The organism is Bacillus sp. FSL M7-1345 (genome assembly GCF_038006985.1).
Taxonomy (GTDB): Bacteria; Bacillota; Bacilli; order Bacillales; family Bacillaceae_G; genus Bacillus_A; species Bacillus_A cereus_U.
Window position 1 is genome coordinate 1,999,898 of the sequence record NZ_JBBOWG010000001.1, and the last position, 23,882, is coordinate 2,023,779.

A 23,882-nucleotide genomic window follows, 5' to 3' on the forward strand; every position below is an offset into this window, starting at 1 on the left:
AAATATGAAACAAAGTTTACAAACCGCTTTTTCTTGTTCTTCTTTTCTTCTCTCCTATCCTGAACTAGGTTGGAGAGAAGCTTTACTAGAATTACAGGAAGAGATTCAAGAAATTGAACAGGAAGAAATCAGAGCATCACTTACAACATTTATAAAAGCAGCGCTAGATAAAACAGACAATCAACTTATTGATTCTTACGTCTATACATTCGACTTTGGAAAGAAGACAAATATGTATCTTACCTACATGAAAACAGGTGAACAAAGAGAGCGTGGAATTGAATTATTAGAGTTAAAACAGCATTATCAAAAATCTGGTTTTAACGTAACAGATAAAGAACTACCTGATTATTTACCGCTTTTACTTGAGTTTCTTGCAAACGCGAATGAAAAAGATAGCGAACCAATTATGAGTAAATACACGGAAAATATACAAGCACTGCACGGGCAATTAAAAGAAGCAAACTGTATGCACGAACCAATTCTTGCAGCCGTTCTCCTGGCTATCGATGCATGGGGAGTACAGACGAATTAGAAAGGAGTGTTGTCAAAATGATGGATCAATTTTTATGGGTGCTGTTTCCCTATATCATTTTTGCGATCTTTATTGGTGGACACATTTTCAGATACAACTATGATCAATTTGGCTGGACATCAAAATCTAGCGAACTATTAGAGAAGAAAATGCTCCGGATCGGAAGTCTATTATTCCACTTTGGGATAATGTTCGTAATTGGCGGTCATGTGATGGGGATATTAATTCCAGAGTCCATATACCGCTCAATAGGTATTTCTGAGCATATGTATCATATAGTAGCGATTAGCTTCGGACTTCCGGCAGGGATTGCCTCTATTATTGGATTAATTATATTAACGTATCGCCGTTTAACAGTAAAACGTATCATTGCAACGAGTACAACAGGAGATTATGTTGCGCTTATCTTATTGCTTATTGTGATGCTGGCGGGACTGACTTCAACCTTTTTAAATATTGACTCAAAAGGATTTGATTATCGTACAACAATCGGTCCTTGGTTCCGTAGTCTCTTTATTTTCCAACCGAAAGTTGAATATATGATGGAAGTACCTGTATGGTTTAAAATTCATATTATTGCAGGGATGGGGCTTTTCGCAGTATGGCCGTTTACAAGACTTGTCCATGTTTTTAGTGCTCCGATTAAATATTTAAGCCGTAGTTATGTTATTTACAGAAGACGTATTCCTAATGAATTGAAAAAATAATGCCGTTATACCTATTTAGTAATATATCAAGAAAGACGAGGTTTAATTGAAGCCCTCGTCTTTCTTGATATAGGGGATAGCAACAAGGAAAATAACCAGTAACTTAATATGAAAAAAGAGTAGCATCTAAATAAGATGCTACTCTATGCTACAAACAGAGGCAGAACAATCTTCACAAGCAATTTCACATTTTAAAAATTGTAAATCATGGATTGTAATCTTTCCTTTATTAATAGAAATTGTACCTTTTTTTTTCAAATCATTTAACATTCGATTTACGCTTTCACGCGAAGTTGCACAGAAGTTTGCAAGTTCTTGATTCGTTAATGGTAAATCGATGAGAATCCCATTTTCTTTTAATACACCATAACTATTTGTCATTCGAATGAGAGTAGAATATAGGGCACCTTTTTTGCCGTGTAATACTAAATCTCGGAACTTCGTTTGCATTCTTCTTAAATGTTCACTAATCCATTTCATAAATTCAAATACAAGTGCGGGTTTTTGGAGTAATGCTTTTTCTAAGGCTTCACGCTTTATAACGCCTACTTCAACATCTTCAAGGCATTTTGAATTTAATAAATACTTCGCATTGTCCGTGAACAATGTTAGTTCTCCAATAATGTCATATTGCGAACAAATACGGAGTGTTAATTCTTGCCCGTCAGCACTTAGTTTACTAATTTGTACTTTTCCTGAGTGGATGATATAGAGATCTGTTGCTTCCATACCTTCTTGAAAAATAAAACTTCCTTTTTTTATCTGCATTTTATATTCAACAGATGCAAGTAATTCTTTTAAATCTTGAGATAATGTCATACTGTTTGCCACAGCGATCACCTTTCTTCTTATAAGCAATACATTTCCTATTTTGAGTGTAAGTATGATGAAAATGCAAGAGCTATTTTGAAAATAAAGAAAAATTTCAATGACCGTAGGGGAAAACAACATTAAATTTCTAAAAAGCTACTTGAAGTAAAGGATTATATGACTATAAATTTTTAGTTTAAGAAAAAAGAAACACAATAAGGAATTTCAATATGTAAAGAGAATGGGACTAGAGATGTGAACAAAATTCGAACGGATTTGTGAAGAATTTTTGAATGGGGAAAGTAATGTGAGAAAAGTCACATTGAATATGTAGCTTCTTTTTTATAATGAAGGCAAATAAAAAATTTGAAAGCTTACTAATGATTTGAGTAGAAAAGAAGGGATATAGATGCACGAGAAGATGAGAGATTCTTTAGAGCGGCCACTTCAAGATTTACGTATTTCAGTTATTGACCGTTGTAATTTTAGGTGCACGTACTGTATGCCGGCGGAAGTGTTCGGACCTGATTACGCTTTTTTACAGGAAGAGTTTTTATTAACGTTCGATGAAATAGAAAGATTAGCGAGATTATTTATAAGTATGGGAGTTGAAAAAATTAGGCTTACTGGCGGTGAACCTTTATTGCGTAAAGATTTACCGAAGTTAATCGCAAGGCTTGCAAAGATAGAAGGTTTAACGGATATTGGACTCACAACAAACGGTATTCATTTAGCAAAACAAGCTAAGCTATTAAAAGAAGCGGGATTAAAACGTGTAAATATTAGTTTAGATGCGATAGAGGATCACGTCTTCCAAAAAATTAATGGACGAAATGTAAGTACAAAACCTGTATTGAAAGGAATTGAAGCAGCAAAGGCAGCTGGATTAGAAGTAAAGGTAAATATGGTCGTAAAAAAAGGGATGAATGATAGTCAAATTCTTCTTATGGCTCGTTATTTTAAAGAACAAGAAATTCAGCTCCGTTTTATTGAGTTTATGGATGTGGGCAGTACGAACGGATGGAACTTTGAACAAGTTATTACGAAGGAACAATTAATAGAGAAAATTAATCGTGTATATCCGATTGAGCCTGTTAAGCCTCGTTACTTTGGAGAAGTAGCGAAATTGTATCGATATGTAGGGAACGATGCAGAAGTTGGATTTATTACTTCTGTTTCTGAGTCATTTTGTTCTTCTTGTACGAGAGCTCGTATTTCGGCAGACGGTAAATTTTTCACATGCTTATTTGGAACAAAAGGAACAGATTTACGAACGCTTCTTCGAGAAAATATTTCTGATGCCTCACTATTAAAAATTCTACAACATACATGGGAGTTTAGGAAAGATCGGTATTCAGATGAACGAACGGCAGAAAGTACAAATAAACGTCCAAAAGTTGAAATGTCTTACATTGGTGGATAGCGAAAGGAGGATTCCCTATGCAAGAGCGTTATTCTAGGCAAGTATTGTTTTCTGGAATTGGTGAAATGGGACAAAGAAAAATAAGAGAAAAGCATGTGCTCCTAATCGGTGCGGGTGCACTTGGCGCTGCAAATGCGGAAGCGCTTGTTAGGATGGGAATTGGGAAATTGACAATTGCTGACCGTGACTACGTCGAATGGAGTAATTTACAGCGGCAACAGCTATATACAGAAGAAGATGCACAGCAGTGTAAACCAAAAGCAATTGCAGCGGCAGAGCATTTAAGAAAGATTAATTCTGAAGTGAAAATTGTGCCGCTTATAACGGATGTTACAATGCAAGAAATGGAAGAGTTAGCAAAAGAAGTAGATCTTATTTTAGATGCGACTGATAATTTCGATACGCGCCTACTTATAAATGACATTTCACAAAAAGAAAATATACCTTGGATATACGGCGGATGTATTGGGAGTTACGGCGTAACATATACAATTCTTCCGGGAGAAACACCATGTTTTCGCTGCCTAATGGATCATCCTATGGGCGGTGCAACATGCGATACAGCAGGAATCATTCAGCCAGCTGTACAAATGGTCGTTGCTCACCAAGTAACAGAGGCGATGAAAATATTGGTGGATGATTTTCAGTCGCTAAGGGGAACAATGTTATCATTTGATATATGGAACAATCAATATCTCTCATTAAAAGTAAATAGACAGAAAAAAAGTACATGTCCATCTTGTGGAAATGTACGCACGTATCCAAGTTTAACATTTGAATCTCAGATGAAAACTGAAGTGCTATGCGGAAGGAATACGGTTCAAATCCGTCCGGGAGTAAAGGGGATTCTTCATTTAGAGGAAGTTCAAAAGCGCTTACAAAAAAGTGTGAATGTCCAAAAAACGCCGTATTTACTATCGTTTTTAGTTGATGAATATCGTTTCGTTTTATTTACAGACGGTAGGGCATTTATTCATGGAACAAATGATGTGAAAATGGCAAAACGATTATACGCAAAGTATATAGGATGAATAGAGAGAAAGAGTCTCCTTATCAAAACGAGGTGAAAAAGGAATGTTACAAAAACGTATATCAATTCCAGTGGCAGAAGCAGTTACACTTGTAATGGAATATGCTCGTCAAGGTGAAACAGAAGAGGTTTCTCTTATAGAAAGTTACGGAAGAATTCTTGGAGAAGATGTTATTGCAGATCATGATGTCCCTCATTTTAATCGCTCTCCATACGACGGATTTGCGATTCGAGCAGAAGATACAAAAGAAGCCAGTAGTAGTAATCCCATTCTGTTTGAAGTGATTGGTGAAATTGGAGCAGGTTTTGTTTTTACAGAAGAAGTGAAAGCATTTCAAGCTGTACGTATTATGACAGGAGCCGCAATTCCGAAAGGGTGTAATGCGGTTGTTATGTTAGAGCTAACGGAAGAGTTTGAAGAAAACGAAAAGACTTATATGAAATTAAAACGCTCCTTCGCCGCCGGTGATAACATTTCTTTTAAAGGAGAAGATGTAAAACAAAATGCCATCCTTGTGAAAAAAGGGACTGTTATTAACCCAGGAGTAGCGGCACTGCTTGCTACGTTTGGTTATAGTTCCGTACACGTTGTAAAACAGCCGGTTATTGGAATTGTAACGACGGGTAGCGAACTGCTTGAAGTACATGAACAATTAAAGGCAGGGAAGATTCGAAATAGTAACTCCTATATGATAGCTGCACAAATTGAACGAGCGGGCGGATTTGTACAGTATTATGGACAATTCGCTGACGATTTTGAGACGTGTTATAACACTGTAAAAAAAGCGATAAAAGAAGTCGATATTTTAATTACAACTGGTGGCGTTTCGGTAGGAGACTATGACTATTTACCTGCTATTTATGAGAGATTACAAGCTAATGTACTTTTTAATAAAATAGCAATGCGACCAGGAAGTGTGACAACTGTAGCTGAGTTAGAAGGAAAACTATTATTTGGTCTATCTGGTAATCCTTCTGCTTGTTATGTTGGGTGTGAATTATATGTTCGACCAGTCATTGGAACATACTTGCATAGGAAAGATCCGCACGTATATCGTGCAGAGGCGATTTTACAGAAAGACTTTCCGAAAGCAAATCCGTTTACGCGTTTTGTAAGAGGGAAGGTAGAACTTGTAGATGGCCAATTACAGGTTACACCAGTTGGTTTAGATAAATCTAGTGCAATTTCTTCACTTGCAGATGCGAATGCATTTATCGTTTTACCGGGAGGAACAAGAGGATTTGAAGCAGGAATAACTGTTTCAGTATTGTTATTAGAATCAAACTTAGGAAGCAAGTGGCCATGGGAAGAACCACTTCGATCATATAAGTAATAGAAAAATAGATTGAGAGATTTTCCGCAGATTAGATCTGTATAAGAAATGATTTAAACAAAGATAAGAGGTGCAAGATGACGCATACGTATTTTGAAGTAATTGATACACCTATTGCAATTGAAGAAGTTACAAGTAAAGTAATTCGGCGTGAGTGCGGTGCAGTTACAACTTTTATTGGTACTGTCAGAGAATTTACGAAAGGACGTCGTACGTTATATTTAGAGTATGTGGCTTATAAGGCAATGGCGGAAAAGCAGCTTGCGAAAATTGGTACCGAAGTAGAAGAGAAATGGCCTGGGACATATGTAGCAATTACACATCGCATTGGTACATTGCAAATTTCTGACCTTGCTGTTGTAGTAGCTGTGGCTACACCGCACCGGAAAGCAGCCTATGAGGCGAATGAATATATTATGGAACGAATTAAACAAATTGTTCCGATTTGGAAGAAAGAGTTTTGGGAAGATGGTGAGTCATGGATAGGAGATCAGTTAGAGAAAACAGCATATTTAAGTGGGGAGCCTGAAAAGGAGATGAGAAGATGATTGAAGTATTATTATTTGCAAATTTGCAAGAAGAAGCAAGTAAGCCAGCGTTGCAAATAGATTATGGAAATATTACTGTTACTGAGCTAAAAGATATTCTTGTTAAAGAATACAACATAACAATTTCAAACCAGATTATGGTCGCTGTAAATGAAGAATACGCAAATGAGGATGACATCATTCAAACTGGCGATGTTGTAGCGATGATTCCGCCAGTAAGTGGTGGTTGATTCTTTTCAGTCTAATCATGTTAGTACGTGATTAGACTGGAGGGAATTAATATAACTATGCATACATAGGAGGGAACAGGGTGAAAAGTCCTAATTTTCAATTAAGTTTACAAACTTCTAATCTAGTTATTGGTTTTATGGTATGGGTAATATTATCATCATTAATGCCTTATATTAAAGCGGATATACCATTAACTGCAGGACAAATTTCTATGGTCACAGCAGTACCAGTTATTTTAGGTTCTATTCTTCGCATTCCAATTGGTTATTGGACTAATCGTTTCGGAGCAAGAAAATTATTCTTTATTAGTTTTATTCTTTTATTATTCCCTGTCTTTTACATTAGTGTTGCCAATTCTATGATGGATTTAATTATTGGTGGCTTATTTGTAGGAATCGGTGGAGCTGTTTTCTCCGTAGGGGTAACTTCTTTACCAAAGTACTTCCCAAAAGAGAGTCACGGCTTTGTAAATGGTATTTACGGTGTAGGTAACGCCGGAACAGCAATTACTTCTTTCTTAGCACCTGTAATTGCAACTTCATTTGGCTGGAGAACAACAGTACAGTGTTATTTAGTTTTACTTGCAGCATTTGCACTGATGAACTTTTTATTAGGCGATCGTAAGGAGAAAAAGGTGAATACACCATTAATGGAACAAATAAAAGGTGTATATAAAAATGAAAAACTTTGGTTTTTATGTATCTTTTACTTTTTAACTTTCGGATCATTTGTCGCATTTACAGTATATTTACCAAACTTTTTAGTATCTCACTTCGGATTAGAGAAAGTAGATGCAGGTATGCGGACAGCAGGGTTCATCGTATTAGCAACAATGATGCGCCCAATTGGTGGCTGGCTCGGTGATAAGTTTAATCCATTTAAAATATTAATCTTCGTATTTATCGGCTTAACACTATCTGGTATTGTGTTATCATTTATGCCTAGTATGAACGTGTATACATTTGGTTGCTTACTAGTCGCCTTCTGTGCAGGTATTGGAAATGGTACAATCTTTAAACTTGTTCCAATGTACTTCTCTGAACAAGCAGGGATTGTAAATGGGGTTGTGTCAGCTTTAGGTGGACTAGGAGGGTTCTTCCCACCATTAATTTTAACACTACTATTCCAACTAACAGGTCATTATGCAATTGGATTTATGGCATTATCAGAAGTAGCGCTTGCTTGTTTAATCATTACAGTGTGGATGTATAGTCAAGAGAAGATGTTAGTGATGTTAAAGAATAATTAATAGAGAAAAAGGGTGCCTAGTAGAGGCATCCTTTTTTTATACTTGAACACGAGAGGGGATGAATGGTTGTATCAATATCGTTCTATAGATAACGATATTTTACTTGTTTCATAAAAAAGAACAAACGTCTCTAAAAACGTTTGTCCAAAGTAAATTCATATGCTAGCTAAGAGATAGATTCCGATTTATGTGTACGGGAAAGTTTTTTTATAAGCTTAGGAAGTATAGAGGTTAGTTCCTGCTTCATACGCTTTGTAAACGATGGATCTTTACCTGAAGTTGAAATACTGACAACAAATTCATCATTTCGTATGACACCAGGTGTGTGAAATGATGATGCTGTACCATCACTTACAACGTTAACCCATTGGAAATCATGGGCAGCTTGCTTGACCATCATATTTACAGTATGTTGATTTGTTGCGGCATAAATAAGATGGGCATCTTTAATATCATCATTAGTAAAAGTTTTTTGCTTCCATGTAACATAAGGAAGCTCCTTCATTTCCTCGCAAATTTCCGGGCTGACAACCGTGACAAAAGCGCCTGTATCCTTTAATCCAGACGCTTTTCGATATGCAATTTTACCACCACCAACTATAACAACCACTTTTTTATTTAGATTAAGCATAAGAGGGTACAGGTTATACATACACACATTCCTCCATTCGTTCTAATAATGTTAACCTCATGTATGTATCAAACTGAAGGCAGTTGCAAGTTGTAACGTGATCATACTTTTTTGTATGTAATTTAATTTTTTGAAGCAATAATCCGGTAAAGAGAAGGTACGGCATGACATATACATGTGACGCAGCCTGTGTTATATTTTTGAGCTCAGCAGTAAAAGAGGGAGTTCCTTTTGTTAAAAAGGAACAAGATACTGGCATACCGAGTTTTCGTCCGGCAGCTGCTCCAATTTGTTGTAATTCATATATCGGCTGAGGGTCACTACTACCTCGACCGACGAGTATAATTCTACTGTCTTGCATTGGCATTGTTTCACGTATTCTTTTAACTACAAGTTCAACCATATGTGGATGCGTACTAAAAGGTGGTGCAACTGAAAAATTTATATGTGGATATTTCTTTTGCATTTGCTCTATCTCAAAAGGAATATCACGTTTATAGTGAGCTGCTGCAAATAATAAAACAGGAACTATCATTATTTCAGTTGCCCCCTCTAGTATTGTTTCTGTAACTGCATCTTGAATGGTAGGTGTTGTTAGTTCAAGAAAAGCTATTTTTTGAATTCTTTCGTTACGCTCTGTCATAACTGATTGAATAAAGTGAATGAATTGTTCATTGCCTTCTTGGAGCCGGCTCCCGTGTCCAACATATACAATTCCTTTCATCTTGCCACCATATCCTTCTTCATAATAATTTCTTGTAATTGATGATCAATGTTATGTAACCCGACTTTATTCGCATAGTGTAAAGTTGGAACGTTTGTATACGAGAATGGAAGAGTAAGAACATGCATAAATCCAAGACGCTTTACTTCTTCTAGAAACGTATCAATTGAAGCGCGTCCTTTAAATACAATGCTATCCCATGAGAATTCCGAAAGCATACGGGAATGAATTTCATCGAAGCGATTATCGATTGTATACTCATGAGTCATCATATAGGAGCCTGCACCAATTTTTTCTTGAATGAAAGCAATTCGATTAATATTTCGGCCTAAATAAATAGTTGTATTAGAAGAAAACGCTGCAGGTTTACTTAACAATCCATACTGCATAAGCTTTTCTTGAACAGGAAGGTTCATATATTGCAGTTCTGCCTGTAAGGAACGAATATCTTTATGGTGCTTACTGCATGATTGCATCAAAATCTCTACACTCTCAGCTGAACCAAATACAAGGCGATCAACACTAAAAATTTCATTGATTTGTTCAGAGGTTAATGTGTATTCTTCTTTTTGGAAAGTTGGGATTTGATATATTTCTGCACCGGATTCTTGTAACATTTGTTTTATTGAACTTTCTTTATTTGTTGCAGATGCAAATAAAACTTTCTTGCCGTGCAATGGTTTACGTTCTTTCCAAGCGATTTGATTCCGCAAAGTAACAACATCACCAACAATTGTCATGGAAGGGTTAGAAATATTTTCGTTTTTGACGATAGGAACAATGGTTGAAAGTGTCCCTGTGGCAACGCGCTGCTTTCCAGTTGTACCCCATTCAATGACTGCTACGGGTGTATCTTCTTTTTTTCCTGCTTGTAGTAAGTTTTCACAAATGGTAGGTAAGTTTTTTATACCCATATAGTAGGCGATCGTGTCGCTATTGTGGGATGAATTGTATTTTCCATGATCGGTTAAAGGACCTTTTGAATGTCCAGTTAGTAAAGTTACACTATTACTGTAGTTGCGGTGGGTGAGGGGGATACCTGCATAACTACTAGCGGCGATGCTAGCTGTAATACCTGGCACAATCTCGTATGGAATGTTTGCTGCCGCTAAAGTTTCTGCTTCTTCACCAACTCTGCCGAAAATAGATGGATCTCCGCCTTTTAAGCGGACAACGATTTTCCCTTCTTTCGCAAATTGAAGGAGGTGGGCGTTAATCATTTCTTGTCGCATAGTATGATTCTTAGGCATTTTACCGCAATAAATAAGTTCACAAGTTTGCTTTGTATAACTAAGAAAAGTAGGGTTCAATAAGCGGTCATATAAGACAATATCTGCACGCTTTAAGCAATCTATCGCTTTTTTTGTAATAAGCCCTTCATCACCTGGTCCTGCACCAACTAAATATACATATCCGTTCATATTCGCACCTCGTTTGTTTTTATTTAAAAGGAAGCCAGGGGAGGCTTCCTTTTGTAAATTACATATATATATAAATATCTCCGTCGATAACTTCTACTTCGTACGTTTGAATACAGCCGTCATCCGGTTTTTGAACTTCACCTGTTAGTAATGAAATTTTCCAATCATGTAGTGGACAAAAGACGAATTCCCCAGATACAATTCCTTCCGCTAACGGTCCGTTTTTGTGAGGACAACGATTTTCTACAGCTCGAATATCGCCATTTGAAAGACGAAATAGGGCGATAGACATGTCTTTCATTTGCACTTCTTTACCAATTTGAATAGGAAGGTCTTCCGCACGCATAACTTTTATTTTCTCTTTCGTTTGTAACATATGGTTCACAGCTCCTTATTTCACAGTTTCTACTTCATACATAGCTTTTAATGATTTCGTTTCTAGTGCCTGTCCCCAAGCTTCCGTATATGTGCTACGAGCTGTTTGGAAACGCTCATTTAACATCGTGACCATACTTGTATCCTGTAGTATTTCTTTTATGTGATCGAAGCCTAACCGTTCTGTCCAGTAGGCAGTACGTTCCCCATAAATACCAGTTTCACGATAATATTGCATGTAAGCTGTTGCGATGCGAAGGACATCATCTTCAGTAGGGACGATCATTACAAAATCAGCTTCACGTACTTCCGTACCACCATTTCCGCCAATATAAAGTTGGAATCCATTTTCAACACACACAACGCCGAAATCTTTCGTAAGTACTTCCGCACAGTTACGTGGACAGCCCGTTACACCCATCTTCATTTTATGAGGTGTATCTACCATTTCTAATGATTGTTCAAGGAGCATACCAAGTCCTAATGAATCTTTCGTACCGAACCGACAGAAACGAGAACCAACACATGATTTTACATTACGAAGCGATTTTGAGTACGCATATCCAGAAGTCATATGTAAGTCAGCCCATACGTTAGGTAAATCTTGTTTCTTAACACCATATAAGCCGATTCGACTCGCACCTGTAATTTTTACGAGAGGGACGTCATATTTTTTCGTAACCTCAGCAATCTTCATTAAATCATCTGCGGTTGTAACGCCTCCGTACATACGTGGAATAACAGAAAATGTACCATCATGTTGGATGTTACCATTCATTCTTTCATTAACGTAACGGGATGATTTATCATCTGCATATTCTTCTGGAATCGCCATACGTAAATAGTAGTTTAAAGCAGGGCGACATTTCGAACAGCCGTCTTCATGTGCAAAACCAAGGACATTTCGTACTTCTTTTGGAGATTTTAAACCTTTCTCGTGAATTGCCGCTACGACTTCATCACGTGATAAAGTTGTACATCCACACATACCGGCAGATTGCGTTGAGGCATCAAAAGCATCTCCAAGTGTATGTGATAAAATTTGTTCAACAAGCGGACGACATTTACCACAAGACCCCGCAGCTTTCGTACATCCTTTAACTTCTTCAAAAGTAGTTAACTCTTGCTCTAAAATGGCATGAACGATTGTACCTTTTGTAACACCATTACATCCGCAAATAGTGTCATCCGCACTCATAGTAGCTACGTTAAGTTCACTTTCTTCACCAGCTTTGTGAAGAAGGGAAGCGGCTGTATATTCTTGTATGTCTTCTTCTTTCTTTAACATGCTAAAGAGGCGTGTACCATCAGCAGTATCACCATATAAAACGATACCAACGACTTTATTGTCACGAATTAATACTTTTTTATAGGAACGTTTACATTCATCAAAGATTGATATTGCTTTCGTTATATCATCTTCATAAATTTGGCCAGCAGAGAATAAATCACAACCTGCAACTTTTAATTGCGTACCGACGATACTGCCTGTATATCCATCCGTTTGTAAATTCGTTATTTGTTTTGCTAATATTGCACCTTGTTCATAAAGAGGAGCAACAAGTCCATATGCGATACCATCATGTTCTGCACATTCTCCAACTGCATAAATGGATTCATCATTTGTTTGCATATAGTCGTTGACTACAATGCCGCGATTTACAATTAAGTCAGCATCTTTTGCTATTTGAGTATTTGGACGTATTCCGACAGCCATTACGATTAAATCACAATTTACAATTTCACCATCTTCAAATTGAATACCCTCAACATGATCGGTACCAAGAATCTTCACAGTTTTCTTTTCCATTAGAAATTTCATGCCTTGCGCTTCTAAATCTTCACGCAATAGAGAAGCAGCTTTGGCATCTAATTGTTGCTCCATTAAGCTCGGCATTAAATGAACAATATGTACGTCCATTCCTAAGTCAATAAGACCTCTTGCGGCTTCTAAACCAAGTAATCCACCACCAATGACAACGGCCTTTTTCTTATCTTTAGCAGTATTAATCATAAATTGTGTATCTTCAATTGTTCGGAATCCAGTCACACCAGGAAGGGTGGAACCTTCAACAGGTAATATAAAAGCACTAGATCCTGTTGCGATAATGAGTTTGTCATATGTAAGAGTACGATTTTTTTCTGTGACAATGACTTTTTCTTCTCGGTCAATACTTTGAACTCTCTCGTTTGTATATAAAGTTATTTCATTTTCTTCGTACCAACTATATTCGTTCATAATGATATCTTGCATATTTGTTTTTCCCTGCAGAACATGAGAGAGCATAATGCGATTGTAGTTTGGATGTGGTTCATCTCCAAAAATAGTAATATTATATAAATCACTATCATGTTTTAATATTTCTTCCATACAGCGTATGCCAGCCATACCATTCCCGATCATAACTAAACGTTTTTTCATATTCATTTCCCTTTCTATGTGAAAAGTTGAACAAAGAATTATATTTCCATTATAGAAAATTAAAAAAGAGGGAGATGTGATATTTATCACATATTTATAATGATTCACAAATTGTTTAAATTCGGGTTTATGTGAAGGGAGAAGCGAAAGAGATATTTGGTTATGTGGGCAGATAACTAGATTGTAGTGGAAGTGAAAGGAGAGAGGGACGCTTAATAGTCTGCGGGAAATGAACAAAACCCGGCAAATTAGAAGTTTTACTTTATGAGAGGACTTGTTTTTTAGTGAGATTAAAGAAGAGAGGAAGGAGGAATAATCAGTTGGGAATGAAGAACCCTCCATAACAAGCTGTAGTTCTTCTTCTGAAAGTTCTTTAAAGAGGAGGAACTCTCGTAAATGTTTTTTAATCATTTTTTCTTTCATAAATACAACGCCTTAATGCTACCTGATATATTCCTTTGATAAATTAAATTATATCAAGCTGTCCAGTGAAACGGTGGGGGAACGTGTGAATATTTTTTACAAAATGAAAAGCAGGACATGAGTAAAAATGCTCATGTCCTGCGCCGTAATTAAGCTTTTGCGATAGCACGTGGAAATAAAATGTTATTTTCTAAATGAATATGTTCAAACAAGTCAGATTCAAGAGCTTCAAGGCGCTGGTAAACAAGACGATAAGTGCCGCAAGCTCCTTCTGGAGGAGTAAAGTCATTTGTCACCTTACGAAGTTCTTTAATAATATTGCCAGCGTGGCTATGTTCATTCTCCAACTCATCTACTACTTTACGTAACTTTGCATAGTTTTCATCAGTTGGATTTTGCTCGAATTCTAAAATTAATGGGAAATCTTCGGTTTCTTCTTTAATTAAATGCTGTTCTAATTCAATTTTAAGTTCATGAAATAGCTTATGAATTTGAGCTAAATGAGGCTGACTAGCCCCATGAACGCGTAATACTTTCGTCACATATGGGCTTAACTGTGGCAATTCTTCATTTAAATAGCGATGATGCTTATTTATAACATAATCAATCAATTCTTGATAAGAAGCATTTTTCCAATCAATTTCAGATTCGTTTAATAGTTTCGTTTTATGATAAAGCGTATTTAACTCTGTGATTACCTCTGATGCGGATAAATTTCTTTCATTAATTGCATCAATAAGTGGTCTATTTCCACCACAACAAAAATCTATTCTATATGATTTAAAAAGATCACTAGCTTTCGGAAATTGTGTTACAATCTCACCGATAATTGAAGTTTCAGTAAATGTATGTTCCATATGAAGACCTCCATAAAGTTTAAATGTAATATCTAAATCAAGAATAGCGATAAATTAAAATCAATGTGGTGATTTAAATCACTTATTATGTGTCATTTTTGAGAATAATAAAAGGAGTTTTATTTAAGTAAGAGGAAGCGTAATTCGTCGCAATACTTTAGGATAATAAAAAAAGAAGCTTAGTAGAAGCTTCTTTTTTATTACTATCTTTCACACGCAACTCCATCGCCATCACGATCAAGTTTAGAGCTATATCCTGGTTGGTCTCTATATAATGGGGCTTTCCCAGCATTTTTAACTTCAGTACAATTTTTGAAATATGTATTACTATTGCTTCCAGCAGCCGGTTGTGTTTGAGTTTGCTGTGCTTTTTGTTGTTCCTGTTGTACGCGAGCTTGTTCAGCAGCTTGACGTTGTTGTTCTTCTTGTTGTTTGCGAGCTTGCTCAGCAGCTTGACGTTGTTGCTCTTCTTGTTGTTTACGGGCCTGTTCTTCAGCTTGACGTTGTCGCTCTTCTTGTTGTTTACGGGCCTGTTCTTCAGCTTGACGCTGTTGCTCTTCTTGTTGTTTACGAGCTAGTTCTTCAGCTTGACGTTTCTCATCTTCTTGCTTACGAGCTAGTTCCTCAGCTTGACGTTTCTCATCCTCTTGCTTACGAGCTAGTTCCTCAGCTTGACGTTTCTCATCTTCTTGCTTACGAGTTTTTTCGTCCGCTTCTTTCTTTTCTAATTCCTTTTTCTTTGCGTCATCTTTTTTCTCTTCACTATTAGAAGCGACTTGTTTATTAGTTGCTTTCGTTTTTTCAGAAGAAGGACTTGAAATACCTGATAGCGCAACAAAAATGACAAATAAAACAGCTGTAATTATAAATTGTTTTTTTGCTACACCTGTTTTCTTAATAACAGATAATATTGCAAGAACAAGGAAAAATATAAATAGAATGAAACTTAAAGTAGAAAAAAATTCGACGACTGGGTGTTCAGATTTTGTTGTGCCGGTCATTATTAACATAATTGAAATCATAAAAAGAATAACAGTTGGACGACCATATTGTTTTGCTTTTCCATTTTTCTTAAAGAATGAAATGATACATAAGATTAAAAGAATGATAGCAATCAAAAATAAAGCTACACCAATATTACTCAAAATAGCCATTTTCATACCTCCATTTGTAAGATTTTCTTTATTGATTATATAAGAATTCATTGGAAATTACAGGGTTTTTAATAAAATAAAAAGATTTATATTATTTTTAATAGATAAACAAACATTTATTTTATATATAAGGAAAAATAGATTTAATTCCTATTACATTTTGAAAAGATTTTCATAGATTATAGTATCTCATTTGAAAGGAGGAGATTTGAATGGAATTTCAATTATTAGTGAATTGCGTGTTACAAGAAGGGAATGCTTACTTTTTAGTAACAAAAGTAGATGATGTTATTACGTTGAAGGTGCCAATTACAGCAGGAGTAGCGGGTTTATTTTTAGCTTTAGGTGTACCAAGGTGTTCTTAATTTAGATTTCTATAGTAAAAGGATGAGGGACAAGCCTTACCCTTTTACTATTACATAATTTTTTTATGTAAACTAAATGAGTTTTTTTCAGTTTTTTAATATTATTTTTGCCATAGCACGTTTAAAATGGACATGCATATACTATAATGTTTCATTGGCCTTTGATGATGAACGATAGTTTTAAAAAGTGTATCGAAAGTAGAAGTGGTACTCTTTTTATTAATGAAAATAGAAGAGGTGCTAGTATATATGAAAAGACGAACGTATGAAATTCCAATCGCGTTGCGAAGAGAATGGTTTTTAATAGAGTTAGCGCATTTAACAAAAAAATATGGAATCGAAATTGCAACTAGTAAAATAGAAGATGCACCATTCCTTAGAGATCAAGTTACAGAATTGAGAATAGGAGCTGGTTTGCAATACGATAAATATGATGATGAGTATATCATCGGATTTTAAACAAAGAAGCTGCGTATAAAAGGTTATTAAAGAGACCTTTTATACGCAGTTTTTTTTGTGAAGAGAAAGCTTTATTGAGAAATATTCAAAACGCTTATTGTAAAAAGGAATGAATGAATGTTGAGAGAATAACGTTTGATAAGAAAGAAATGCGGCTACTAATTTCTAATTCTAATGTATCGAAAAAGTAATTGATTAAATGGAATTTAAAACAATTGGTGTTCAATGTAATGGTAGCGTTTTCTTTCTTGCGGAAAAGGGGGATGTTAATGGGAATTATGAAAAGGAGTATAGCATTATTTATTGTACTTTGTTTTATGAGTCCGCTGGTTTTTAGTACAAATGTACACGCGGAGGTTGTAACAGAGCTTAAGACTGGTTTTCCAGACAAAGAAGTATTTACTCCTGGAGAATGGTTTTTAGGTCAGAAACCTGCTAATTATGATGAGAATAAACCACCAATTCTCTTCGTGCAAGGAAGAAATGGTAATGCGGATAGTTGGTATGGAAAGACAGTATATCATGATATGAATGATATGTACGACTACGCCTTGAAAGCAGGCTATCAAACTGTATTTATTCAATTATACGATGCTGCGGGGAAAGGATCAGCTAGCCAATGGGACAATGGAAAATTGTTAGCACAAAAGCTTGAAGAAATTTATAATCATTTTGGTGAAAAAGTAAATGTTGTAGCTCATAGTAAAGGTGGTATCGATACACAAGCTGCGTTAGTTGGATATGGAGCGAATCGATTTGTTGGAAATGTTATTACACTTGCCACTCCGCATTACGGATCAAATTTAGCGGATTTATCATATAGTTGGTGGGCAGGGTGGCTCGCCTCTATATTAGGTCAAAAAGATGATGGGACATATTCATTGCAAATAGGTGAAATGGCAAAGTTTCGTTCTACAATAGATAATAATCCTGCAGCTAAATTAAACCGTTACTATACGGCTACTGGGACAAGCTGGGGACCTGTTTTTTCAGCATTATCTATGGGCGGGTTGTACTTGTCATCATACGGTTCTAATGATGGATTAGTGAACGAATGGAGTGCTAAGTTACCATATGGAACACATTTATTTACGGATGCACGATTTGATCATGATAATATACGAAAAGGTTCAGCTGTTTTCGCACGAATTGAGCCATATTTACGGACAGCAAATTTACCAGTACCGGCTTTATTAGCCCCGAGTAATAGTTCAGAGGAAAAGGTAGAACAATTAAACACAACTTCTAATCAAGCTATTTTAGGAGGAGAGTTGTCACAAAATCAGTGGGTAGGGCAAATTGTCGCAGTTGATAAAAAAGCAGAAGGGGTAGTTTCTGTTTTAACAGCTTCTTCGGATGTAGAAATACAACTAATATCTCCAAAAGGAAAAGTTTATACAAATAAAGATAGTGCTGTATCTACTGGTGAAGGTGAATCTCTCTTTAAAGGAGCGACTATAAGAACATTTAAATTTGATAAAATGGAAGCAGGAGAATGGCAAGTTAAAATGATGGCAAAGCAGCCAAAAGATGCATATTTAATCGTAACCGATTACAAAAAAGATGCTCCGTTCGTCCTTCAAATGCCGGCAAAAGTTAAAGTAAATAAAGCAGAGTATAAACTCAAAAAATCACCTGCAGCTCCAGAAATGAAAGGCAATCTTTCAGTAACAGTACGAGTAATTAATAAAGATGGAAAATTAGTTTCTGAATCAAATGAATCGCAAAATATTAATACAACTACATTCACAGGTGCTTTGAAAAATATAGAACAGCCAGGTGTATATAACGTTACAATTGATATGAAAGGGATGAATAAGGAAGGACAACCTTATAATCGTACGATAGTTAAATCGGTTTATGTGGAGAAGTAGGAAATAATGAATAGGTTTAATAAAAAAGTGCCGAACTCTTGTGGTAGAAGTATTCGGTACTTGTTTTGCTTATTAGATTAATAGAACTGTAAAATGAGAGCATACGTTTTATAAGGTAGATGAATAAAAAATCTGAAGATTGTAGGAATCGAAAGGAAACGCTATTTAATAATAAAAAAAGATGCTGAAGTAGCATCTGAATATGAAGGTGAATTATTATTAGTTTAGTTTTGTAACAGTTAATTCAACTGAATTTATACCATTATCACAAGTTACAATACTTTGATGATTAAAACTACTATTATTTCTAAGTTGAAGATTATATGTAATGACTTTTGAAGAAGAAAAAGGCTGAAAACTTAGCAGATAACTCTATCCGAGGTTTCAAAATGTTGAAGTATTTAAACTTTAAGATAGTATATCACCAAAGTAAACAAGAGAAGTATTTAAAGGACAGCATTTTAGTTAAACAGAGAAATGGATAAAGTGATGACTAAGTTTCCAACTTAGTCATCGCTTTTTATTTATACAATTGAGCAGGAAGAAGGCAAAAAATATCGAATGAATGTAATTATACAGAATTGTTTGTATTTGGTATGAATAGTAGTTAAAGATACGTTAGTTATAGTTCAAACAGTAAGAAAATAGAGATTAAATAATAGAGGGAGCAACTTACATGGAAAATATATTAAAGGTATCCTCAAAATCAAGTCCAAATTCAGTGGCAGGTGCAATAGCCGGTGTACTAAGAGCAAGTGGCAAAGTAGAAATTCAAGTAATTGGAGCGGGTTCTTTAAATCAAGCGATTAAAGCAATTGCGATTGCAAGAGGTTTTGTCGCTCCAAGTGGAATTGATTTGGTTCTTGTTCCAGCGTTTCAAGAGGTTACTATCGATAATCAAGAAAGAACAGCAATCAAATTAATTGTAGGTCCTAGAAGGAAAAGATCTTAATAGCGAACACTAATATAAGGGGATTCGAAAAGGCCAATAGACTCCAAAAAGTTAGACACGTTATTTCATTTGGCAGTTCCTTGGGCGTGGACACAGTATTGTACCGGATTCATGACTTTTAATTTCCCCTTATATTTAGCGGGTTTTTCTAGAACCTTAAAAATGCCAAATCCTTTGTGACATAAGGGATTTGGCATTTTTGAGGTTTTTATGTTTTTTAAAATCAACAATTCTAAAACTGCTCATTCTTCTCCCAAGATTCAACGATATAGCATGAGAAACCTTATTATATCAAGGTTTGTAAGTGGTGATTTAACTCGATACTCACATTTTGCTCACATTAGAATTTTTCGGCTTTTATTTGATGTTTTCATAAGGTTTTATTACATTCTCAAAATTTTCTGCGGCCTGTTGCTGCATGTTTTGTGTGATATGGCTATACTTGTCTAATGTCATTTGAATAGAAGAGTGTCCTAAGCGATCCTGTACAATTTTAGGATGCTCACCAGCTTGGAGCATAAGTGTTGCATGTGTGTGCCTTAAGTCGTGAATACGAATTCGTGGAACACCAGCTTTTTTATAATGGTCTTTCAAAAAACGATGAGGAGCATCTATATGTAAGGGACAATGAATCGTATTGCCAGCGAAAATATAGGCCTCCTCATTCAAGGAGATACCCCAGCGGAAAAACTCTTTCTTTTTATAAAGGTAGTATGCTTGTAACTCTATTACAACAAAGGAAGAGATACTAATACTTCTATTAGAAGATTTAGTTTTAGTAGCAGCTTTAAATAGTCCTTCTTCAGTTTTTACAAGTGATTTATTAACTAGGATACGTTTATTATCAAAGTCAATATCCTTCCATGTTAGTGCAAGTAACTCTCCACGTCTCATACCAGTATAGATTGCGAGTAAAAAGAACATATAGTACTTTTTATTTTTTTCTTTTAAATAATGAAGGAATCGATTACATTCCTCACTGGACCATGTTTTCATCTCACCTTGCTCTTCACGTGGTTTTTTAACCTTATTCATTATATTATCATGTATGATTTCCCATTCTACAGCGTGTTTGAAAATGCACCTTAGGCAGCGATGGATATTGCTGATTGTACCATTTGATAGTCCTTTTTCCTTAAGTTCAGCATAGTAGCTTTGAATCATTACGGGCTTAATACTTTTAATTTTTTTATAACTAAATGTGGGAAGGATATAGAGCCTAACTAAGCTCATGTCTTTTTCAAAAGATGTAATTTTTAACTCAGCTTTACGAAGAGGCTTTAACTTTTCCCATACATCTAAAACAGTTAATTGTTTGTCATTATGGTATTGTCATTCCAAACGAATCCGAAGAAACAGGTGTAGGCTTATACGGAATGCTTTCACAATTAACAAAAGCTTTTCAAGAACATGTGACAAAAACTGATGCTAGGTTGAAAGAATTAGAGCCTATAAAACCTAAAGGGAATATAAAACATAGGAACAGAGTAAAACGTCATAGAAGACCGTCTAGACATACGAAAAGGAATTGTCAGAAAGGGGTGTAATTATGCGAAATGAGGAAATTATTATAGACTTAGCAGATCCTGTGTTTACAAAGACAATTCGTTCCCGTCAAAATGATAAAAATGGATTGAAAATTACTGTAAATGTAAGAGAACTGGGGAATAGTGTTGATTTAACTGGATATGCAGTCAAATATGAAGCGACAAATCATACAGGGGCATTCATTCGTGATGATGCTCAAATAATTGATGCGAAAAATGGTGTGTTTTCATATACTTTTACATCTCAAGCAGTTTCAACTTCGGCCGATTGGACTGCTTATTTTGTTATGGAAAAAAACGCTGAACGAACGAGTACCCCTGATATCCGAATTGTGCTTAAGCGAGATGTAAAAGAAGGAAATATGAAAATAGAAAACTATATTTCTGATTTTGAAAAAGCTATAGAACAAGTGGCAGGATATCGAAAAGAAATTGATGATACAAATAAGAGAATTATAGATACAAACAACAAATTTGTAGAGTTAACAACATTAATTAATGCGAAAGGTGTCCAAGTACCAAAGATCACAACAGAATCAGGTGGGCAAACTATTTCTGTTAGTGATATCACAAAGAACATTCTCGACGAAATAGCTGCAAAAGGTGCTGGGATGAATACAATTTATTGTGCTACAGGTGTGCAAAATACAATTCCATCGAGCAAACCTTGGAGGGGAATTTCTTATTTTAATCAGAATAATATTGGCTTTGTAATCGCTAAAGATAGTGTAGGTGGATTTTATACAAATTATCTAAACGGAAATAACGGGTGGACAGGGTGGACAAATCATGTCACAAGAGAGGATTTTGTAGGGTGGGATTTTACTGTACAAGGATTTAAACGATCTACCGATACAGATTGGACTCAGATGTCAATCACTAACGCTTCAAACGTTGAAGGAAGACAAGTTACTAGAGCGAAACGAAGTGGCGACCAAGTTTCCGTTATAGGCTCTTTAAAGAATATAAAAGAAGGGCAAGTTGTATTCAATGTTCCAGCTGGATTGCGACCTGCTCAACAAATAACAGATGTTGTTATTATTGCTGGTCCACCTTATTCTATATGTGAATTTAACGTAGAAACTGGCGGTAATGTAAAAATATACAACATCACTACTGACAAAACTATTCATTTTTCAATCAATTATTTAGTATAAAAAAGGAGGTAAACAAGTGGAACGTATCGACGTATTCATAAAAACGTTTATAGCTACCTTTGGTGGCTTCTGTGGATATTTCTTAGGAGGATGGGATGCAACATTGAAAATCTTAGTGACGATGGCAGTTATTGATTATTTAACTGGAATGATTGCAGCAGGATACAACGGAGAGTCAAAAAGTAAAGTAGGTTTCAAAGGCATCGCCAAAAAGGTGGTGCTTTTTCTTTTGGTTGGAGTGGCTGCGCAATTAGATACAGCGTTTGGAAGCAACAGCGCTATCCGTGAAGCAACAATCTTTTTCTTCATGGGTAATGAATTGTTATCACTTTTAGAAAACGCTGGAAGTATGGGAATCCCACTTCCACAAGCTTTGACAAACGCGGTTGAAATTTTAGGTGGTAAACAAAAACAAGATGATAAAAAGGGAGATGTTCAATAATGAAAAAACATATTATCGATATTTCAAAATGGAATGACAGTATTAATTGGGATGTATTAGCTCCTCAAGTTAGTTTAGCGATTTGCCGTGTTCAATATGGATCAGATACAGTAGATGGATTATATAAACAACATGTATCACAATTAGAGAAACGTGGCATTCCACATGCTGCCTATGCGTATGGATGCTATGTTTCTGTTAATGATGCAATTGTGGAAGTGAACGATTTTATGAAAAGAACAAATTCAAATGCTAAATTCTTAGTGCTAGATTGTGAGGATGATACATTAAAAAGTTGTGGACCCGACAATCTAGCAGCTGCTTCTCAAGCTTTTATTGATACATGTAAAGTGGCAGGTTGGAAAGTCGGATTTTATGTATCGCATCATATGTACAACCAATATGGTTTAAATAAGGTGAAAGCAGACTTTTTATGGATTCCTCGTTATGGAAGTAATAAACCTGCCTATGCGTGTGATCTATGGCAATATGCAGACGGAGAAACAGGCGGTTGGCTTGATGGTGTAGAAAAAGTTGACTTAAATGTTCTAAATGGAGACAAGCCATTATCTTGGTTTATTGGTGGTAATGAACTAAATCCAATTAACCCAATTGATCCGATTCAGCCTATTCAAAAGAGGGAATTGGACATGCAACATCGAAATACGATGATGGTTATGGTGTGAATCTATATGAAAATCCTGCTGATCCTATTTTTGCTGGACGTATTACACAAAAAATCCCTTACTTAATCCAGAAAGGATACTGGGGTGGTGGAGAAAAAAATATGATCTGCCTTGGAAATGAAAAACAGTGGGCTTACCTAAAACATTTTGATGTCCAATGGTTCTATGCATACACTAAATATTGGTCAGGGTATCAAATCCGAACTTACGATGGACCGAACGGCAATGACACTGGTTTTGTGGATGGAAGTGAGCCGTATCAATTGTTTAATAGACAAGATGGGCATATTGATATTGGTGGTAATCGTTGGATTCGTGAGGAACATGTAATTATTAAGTAATAGGTGGTTTCAAAAGTACACAACAACAAAGGTAAAACCTACTATGTAACTGCTAGCGAAGCATATGTATTTATGAAGTGAAAATCCGGCTCTTATGAGTCGGATTTTCACTTCATACTTTAGATTTTCTGTTTTCCATATTAAATACATTTTGCATAAATTATTAAGTGCTTTTTATTCAACAC

Annotated in this window: 22 protein-coding genes and 4 pseudogenes; 16 read left to right on the forward strand and 10 right to left on the reverse strand. The window is 35.7% G+C overall.

The features are described from left to right. Positions 1 to 4 precede the first annotated feature (4 nt). Both narJ and narI read left to right on the forward strand, forming a co-directional pair. Positions 5 to 535, forward strand: coding sequence for a nitrate reductase molybdenum cofactor assembly chaperone (gene narJ, locus MHB76_RS10430; protein WP_002158082.1), 531 nt, complete (start codon positions 5 to 7; stop codon positions 533 to 535). 17 nt (positions 536 to 552) lie between these two features. Beyond that, entirely contained in the window at positions 553 to 1,242 is a 690-nt protein-coding gene (narI, locus tag MHB76_RS10435; protein WP_002148403.1) for a respiratory nitrate reductase subunit gamma, read from the forward strand. A 138-nt stretch (positions 1,243 to 1,380) separates the two neighbouring features. On the opposite strand, the gene MHB76_RS10440 is transcribed toward narI, so the two are convergent. After that, on the reverse strand, positions 1,381 to 2,073 hold the full coding sequence (locus MHB76_RS10440; RefSeq protein WP_016104677.1) for a Crp/Fnr family transcriptional regulator: 693 nt from the start codon (positions 2,071 to 2,073) through the stop codon (positions 1,381 to 1,383). Between the two features lie 388 nt (positions 2,074 to 2,461). On the opposite strand from MHB76_RS10440, the gene moaA reads away from it, so the two are divergent. The 6 genes from moaA (at position 2,462) to narK (ending at position 7,867) form a co-directional block, all read left to right on the forward strand. Continuing rightward, positions 2,462 to 3,475, forward strand: a complete 1,014-nt coding sequence (gene moaA / locus MHB76_RS10445; RefSeq protein WP_016104678.1) for a GTP 3',8-cyclase MoaA — start codon at positions 2,462 to 2,464, stop codon at positions 3,473 to 3,475. A 17-nt stretch (positions 3,476 to 3,492) separates the two neighbouring features. Next, a complete protein-coding gene (locus MHB76_RS10450) occupies positions 3,493 to 4,506 on the forward strand; it encodes a molybdopterin-synthase adenylyltransferase MoeB (protein WP_340986394.1) in 1,014 nt (337 codons plus the stop codon). 43 nt (positions 4,507 to 4,549) lie between these two features. Next, positions 4,550 to 5,839, forward strand: a complete 1,290-nt coding sequence (locus MHB76_RS10455; protein ID WP_078173740.1) for a molybdopterin molybdotransferase MoeA — start codon at positions 4,550 to 4,552, stop codon at positions 5,837 to 5,839. A 77-nt stretch (positions 5,840 to 5,916) separates the two neighbouring features. Next, positions 5,917 to 6,387: a molybdenum cofactor biosynthesis protein MoaE gene (locus MHB76_RS10460; RefSeq protein ID WP_078173739.1), complete on the forward strand. Its 471-nt coding sequence runs from the start codon at positions 5,917 to 5,919 to the stop codon at positions 6,385 to 6,387. Further along, positions 6,384 to 6,617: a molybdopterin converting factor subunit 1 gene (moaD, locus tag MHB76_RS10465; RefSeq protein ID WP_002202200.1), complete on the forward strand. Its 234-nt coding sequence runs from the start codon at positions 6,384 to 6,386 to the stop codon at positions 6,615 to 6,617. Before MHB76_RS10460 ends, moaD begins: the two co-directional genes overlap by 4 nt. 80 nt (positions 6,618 to 6,697) lie before the next feature. Continuing rightward, positions 6,698 to 7,867: a nitrate transporter NarK gene (gene narK, locus MHB76_RS10470; RefSeq protein ID WP_078173738.1), complete on the forward strand. Its 1,170-nt coding sequence runs from the start codon at positions 6,698 to 6,700 to the stop codon at positions 7,865 to 7,867. A gap of 166 nt (positions 7,868 to 8,033) precedes the next feature. On the opposite strand, the gene MHB76_RS10475 is transcribed toward narK, so the two are convergent. The 7 genes from MHB76_RS10475 to MHB76_RS10505 form a co-directional block, all read right to left on the reverse strand. After that, entirely contained in the window at positions 8,034 to 8,519 is a 486-nt protein-coding gene (locus tag MHB76_RS10475; RefSeq protein WP_070170080.1) for a precorrin-2 dehydrogenase, read from the reverse strand. Further along, complete coding sequence (locus tag MHB76_RS10480; protein WP_078173737.1) at positions 8,512 to 9,222, reverse strand: sirohydrochlorin chelatase; 711 nt, start codon at positions 9,220 to 9,222, stop codon at positions 8,512 to 8,514. Before MHB76_RS10480 ends, MHB76_RS10475 begins: the two co-directional genes overlap by 8 nt. After that, the gene (locus MHB76_RS10485; protein WP_340986399.1) at positions 9,219 to 10,643 is read right to left on the reverse strand and encodes a uroporphyrin-III C-methyltransferase; all 1,425 of its coding nucleotides are present in this window, start codon (positions 10,641 to 10,643) and stop codon (positions 9,219 to 9,221) included. Before MHB76_RS10485 ends, MHB76_RS10480 begins: the two co-directional genes overlap by 4 nt. 58 nt (positions 10,644 to 10,701) lie before the next feature. After that, a complete protein-coding gene (nirD, locus tag MHB76_RS10490) occupies positions 10,702 to 11,019 on the reverse strand; it encodes a nitrite reductase small subunit NirD (protein WP_002148387.1) in 318 nt (105 codons plus the stop codon). Positions 11,020 to 11,034: 15 nt separating this feature from the next. Continuing rightward, positions 11,035 to 13,440: an NADPH-nitrite reductase large subunit gene (nirB, locus tag MHB76_RS10495; RefSeq protein ID WP_078173735.1), complete on the reverse strand. Its 2,406-nt coding sequence runs from the start codon at positions 13,438 to 13,440 to the stop codon at positions 11,035 to 11,037. A 572-nt stretch (positions 13,441 to 14,012) separates the two neighbouring features. After that, a complete protein-coding gene (gene ric / locus MHB76_RS10500; RefSeq protein ID WP_002148385.1) occupies positions 14,013 to 14,720 on the reverse strand; it encodes an iron-sulfur cluster repair di-iron protein in 708 nt (235 codons plus the stop codon). Between the two features lie 203 nt (positions 14,721 to 14,923). Then, positions 14,924 to 15,874, reverse strand: a complete 951-nt coding sequence (locus MHB76_RS10505; protein ID WP_078173734.1) for an excalibur calcium-binding domain-containing protein — start codon at positions 15,872 to 15,874, stop codon at positions 14,924 to 14,926. Between the two features lie 212 nt (positions 15,875 to 16,086). Between MHB76_RS10505 and exsG the strand changes: the two genes are divergently transcribed. From exsG to MHB76_RS10520, 3 genes are all read left to right on the forward strand, one after another. Beyond that, positions 16,087 to 16,239, forward strand: a complete 153-nt coding sequence (gene exsG, locus MHB76_RS10510; RefSeq protein ID WP_000395676.1) for an exosporium protein ExsG — start codon at positions 16,087 to 16,089, stop codon at positions 16,237 to 16,239. A gap of 249 nt (positions 16,240 to 16,488) precedes the next feature. Continuing rightward, on the forward strand, positions 16,489 to 16,698 hold the full coding sequence (locus MHB76_RS10515; protein ID WP_002158072.1) for a hypothetical protein: 210 nt from the start codon (positions 16,489 to 16,491) through the stop codon (positions 16,696 to 16,698). Positions 16,699 to 16,961: 263 nt separating this feature from the next. Beyond that, positions 16,962 to 18,572, forward strand: coding sequence for a lipase family alpha/beta hydrolase (locus MHB76_RS10520; protein ID WP_439823125.1), 1,611 nt, complete (start codon positions 16,962 to 16,964; stop codon positions 18,570 to 18,572). Positions 18,573 to 18,791: 219 nt separating this feature from the next. Here the strand turns inward: MHB76_RS10520 and MHB76_RS10525 are convergent. Continuing rightward, positions 18,792 to 18,890, reverse strand: a pseudogene (locus tag MHB76_RS10525) (preprotein translocase); the annotation flags it as partial. 358 nt (positions 18,891 to 19,248) lie between these two features. Here MHB76_RS10525 and MHB76_RS10530 point away from each other — a divergent pair. Beyond that, positions 19,249 to 19,524 carry a stage V sporulation protein S gene (locus MHB76_RS10530; RefSeq protein WP_002148380.1) on the forward strand — a complete coding sequence of 92 codons (276 nt, stop codon included), beginning with the start codon at positions 19,249 to 19,251 and terminating at the stop codon, positions 19,522 to 19,524. A gap of 357 nt (positions 19,525 to 19,881) precedes the next feature. On the opposite strand, the pseudogene MHB76_RS10535 reads toward MHB76_RS10530, so the two are convergent. Next, positions 19,882 to 20,853 (reverse strand): annotated as a pseudogene (locus MHB76_RS10535) (tyrosine-type recombinase/integrase); the annotation flags it as partial. On the opposite strand from MHB76_RS10535, the pseudogene MHB76_RS10540 reads away from it, so the two are divergent. From MHB76_RS10540 to MHB76_RS10555, 4 genes and pseudogenes are all read left to right on the forward strand, one after another. Beyond that, a pseudogene (locus tag MHB76_RS10540) lies at positions 20,835 to 21,071 on the forward strand (tail fiber domain-containing protein); the annotation flags it as partial. The pseudogenes MHB76_RS10535 and MHB76_RS10540 sit on opposite strands and share 19 nt — an antisense overlap. A 2-nt stretch (positions 21,072 to 21,073) precedes the next feature. Further along, entirely contained in the window at positions 21,074 to 22,228 is a 1,155-nt protein-coding gene (locus tag MHB76_RS10545) for a BppU family phage baseplate upper protein (RefSeq protein ID WP_340986404.1), read from the forward strand. A gap of 16 nt (positions 22,229 to 22,244) precedes the next feature. Beyond that, positions 22,245 to 22,670 carry a phage holin family protein gene (locus tag MHB76_RS10550; protein ID WP_078173731.1) on the forward strand — a complete coding sequence of 142 codons (426 nt, stop codon included), beginning with the start codon at positions 22,245 to 22,247 and terminating at the stop codon, positions 22,668 to 22,670. Beyond that, positions 22,670 to 23,697: pseudogene (locus MHB76_RS10555) on the forward strand (GH25 family lysozyme). The gene MHB76_RS10550 and the pseudogene MHB76_RS10555 overlap by 1 nt, the downstream one beginning before the upstream one ends. Positions 23,698 to 23,882: the final 185 nt, after the last annotated feature.

What these genes read in the sequence shown, in the direction of transcription:
- narJ (WP_002158082.1), top strand. Translation starts at nt 5, where the DNA reads ATGAAACAAAGTTTACAAACCGCTTTTTCTTGTTCTTCTTTTCTTCTC.
- narI (WP_002148403.1), top strand. Translation starts at nt 553, where the DNA reads ATGATGGATCAATTTTTATGGGTGCTGTTTCCCTATATCATTTTTGCG.
- moaA (WP_016104678.1), top strand. Translation starts at nt 2,462, where the DNA reads ATGCACGAGAAGATGAGAGATTCTTTAGAGCGGCCACTTCAAGATTTA.
- MHB76_RS10450 (WP_340986394.1), top strand. Translation starts at nt 3,493, where the DNA reads ATGCAAGAGCGTTATTCTAGGCAAGTATTGTTTTCTGGAATTGGTGAA.
- MHB76_RS10455 (WP_078173740.1), top strand. Translation starts at nt 4,550, where the DNA reads ATGTTACAAAAACGTATATCAATTCCAGTGGCAGAAGCAGTTACACTT.
- MHB76_RS10460 (WP_078173739.1), top strand. Translation starts at nt 5,917, where the DNA reads ATGACGCATACGTATTTTGAAGTAATTGATACACCTATTGCAATTGAA.
- moaD (WP_002202200.1), top strand. Translation starts at nt 6,384, where the DNA reads ATGATTGAAGTATTATTATTTGCAAATTTGCAAGAAGAAGCAAGTAAG.
- MHB76_RS10475 (WP_070170080.1), bottom strand. Translation starts at nt 8,519, where the DNA reads ATGTATAACCTGTACCCTCTTATGCTTAATCTAAATAAAAAAGTGGTT.
- MHB76_RS10480 (WP_078173737.1), bottom strand. Translation starts at nt 9,222, where the DNA reads ATGAAAGGAATTGTATATGTTGGACACGGGAGCCGGCTCCAAGAAGGC.
- MHB76_RS10485 (WP_340986399.1), bottom strand. Translation starts at nt 10,643, where the DNA reads ATGAACGGATATGTATATTTAGTTGGTGCAGGACCAGGTGATGAAGGG.
- nirD (WP_002148387.1), bottom strand. Translation starts at nt 11,019, where the DNA reads ATGTTACAAACGAAAGAGAAAATAAAAGTTATGCGTGCGGAAGACCTT.
- nirB (WP_078173735.1), bottom strand. Translation starts at nt 13,440, where the DNA reads ATGAAAAAACGTTTAGTTATGATCGGGAATGGTATGGCTGGCATACGC.
- ric (WP_002148385.1), bottom strand. Translation starts at nt 14,720, where the DNA reads ATGGAACATACATTTACTGAAACTTCAATTATCGGTGAGATTGTAACA.
- MHB76_RS10505 (WP_078173734.1), bottom strand. Translation starts at nt 15,874, where the DNA reads ATGGCTATTTTGAGTAATATTGGTGTAGCTTTATTTTTGATTGCTATC.
- exsG (WP_000395676.1), top strand. Translation starts at nt 16,087, where the DNA reads ATGGAATTTCAATTATTAGTGAATTGCGTGTTACAAGAAGGGAATGCT.
- MHB76_RS10515 (WP_002158072.1), top strand. Translation starts at nt 16,489, where the DNA reads ATGAAAAGACGAACGTATGAAATTCCAATCGCGTTGCGAAGAGAATGG.
- MHB76_RS10520 (WP_439823125.1), top strand. Translation starts at nt 16,962, where the DNA reads ATGTTAATGGGAATTATGAAAAGGAGTATAGCATTATTTATTGTACTT.
- MHB76_RS10530 (WP_002148380.1), top strand. Translation starts at nt 19,249, where the DNA reads ATGGAAAATATATTAAAGGTATCCTCAAAATCAAGTCCAAATTCAGTG.
- MHB76_RS10545 (WP_340986404.1), top strand. Translation starts at nt 21,074, where the DNA reads ATGCGAAATGAGGAAATTATTATAGACTTAGCAGATCCTGTGTTTACA.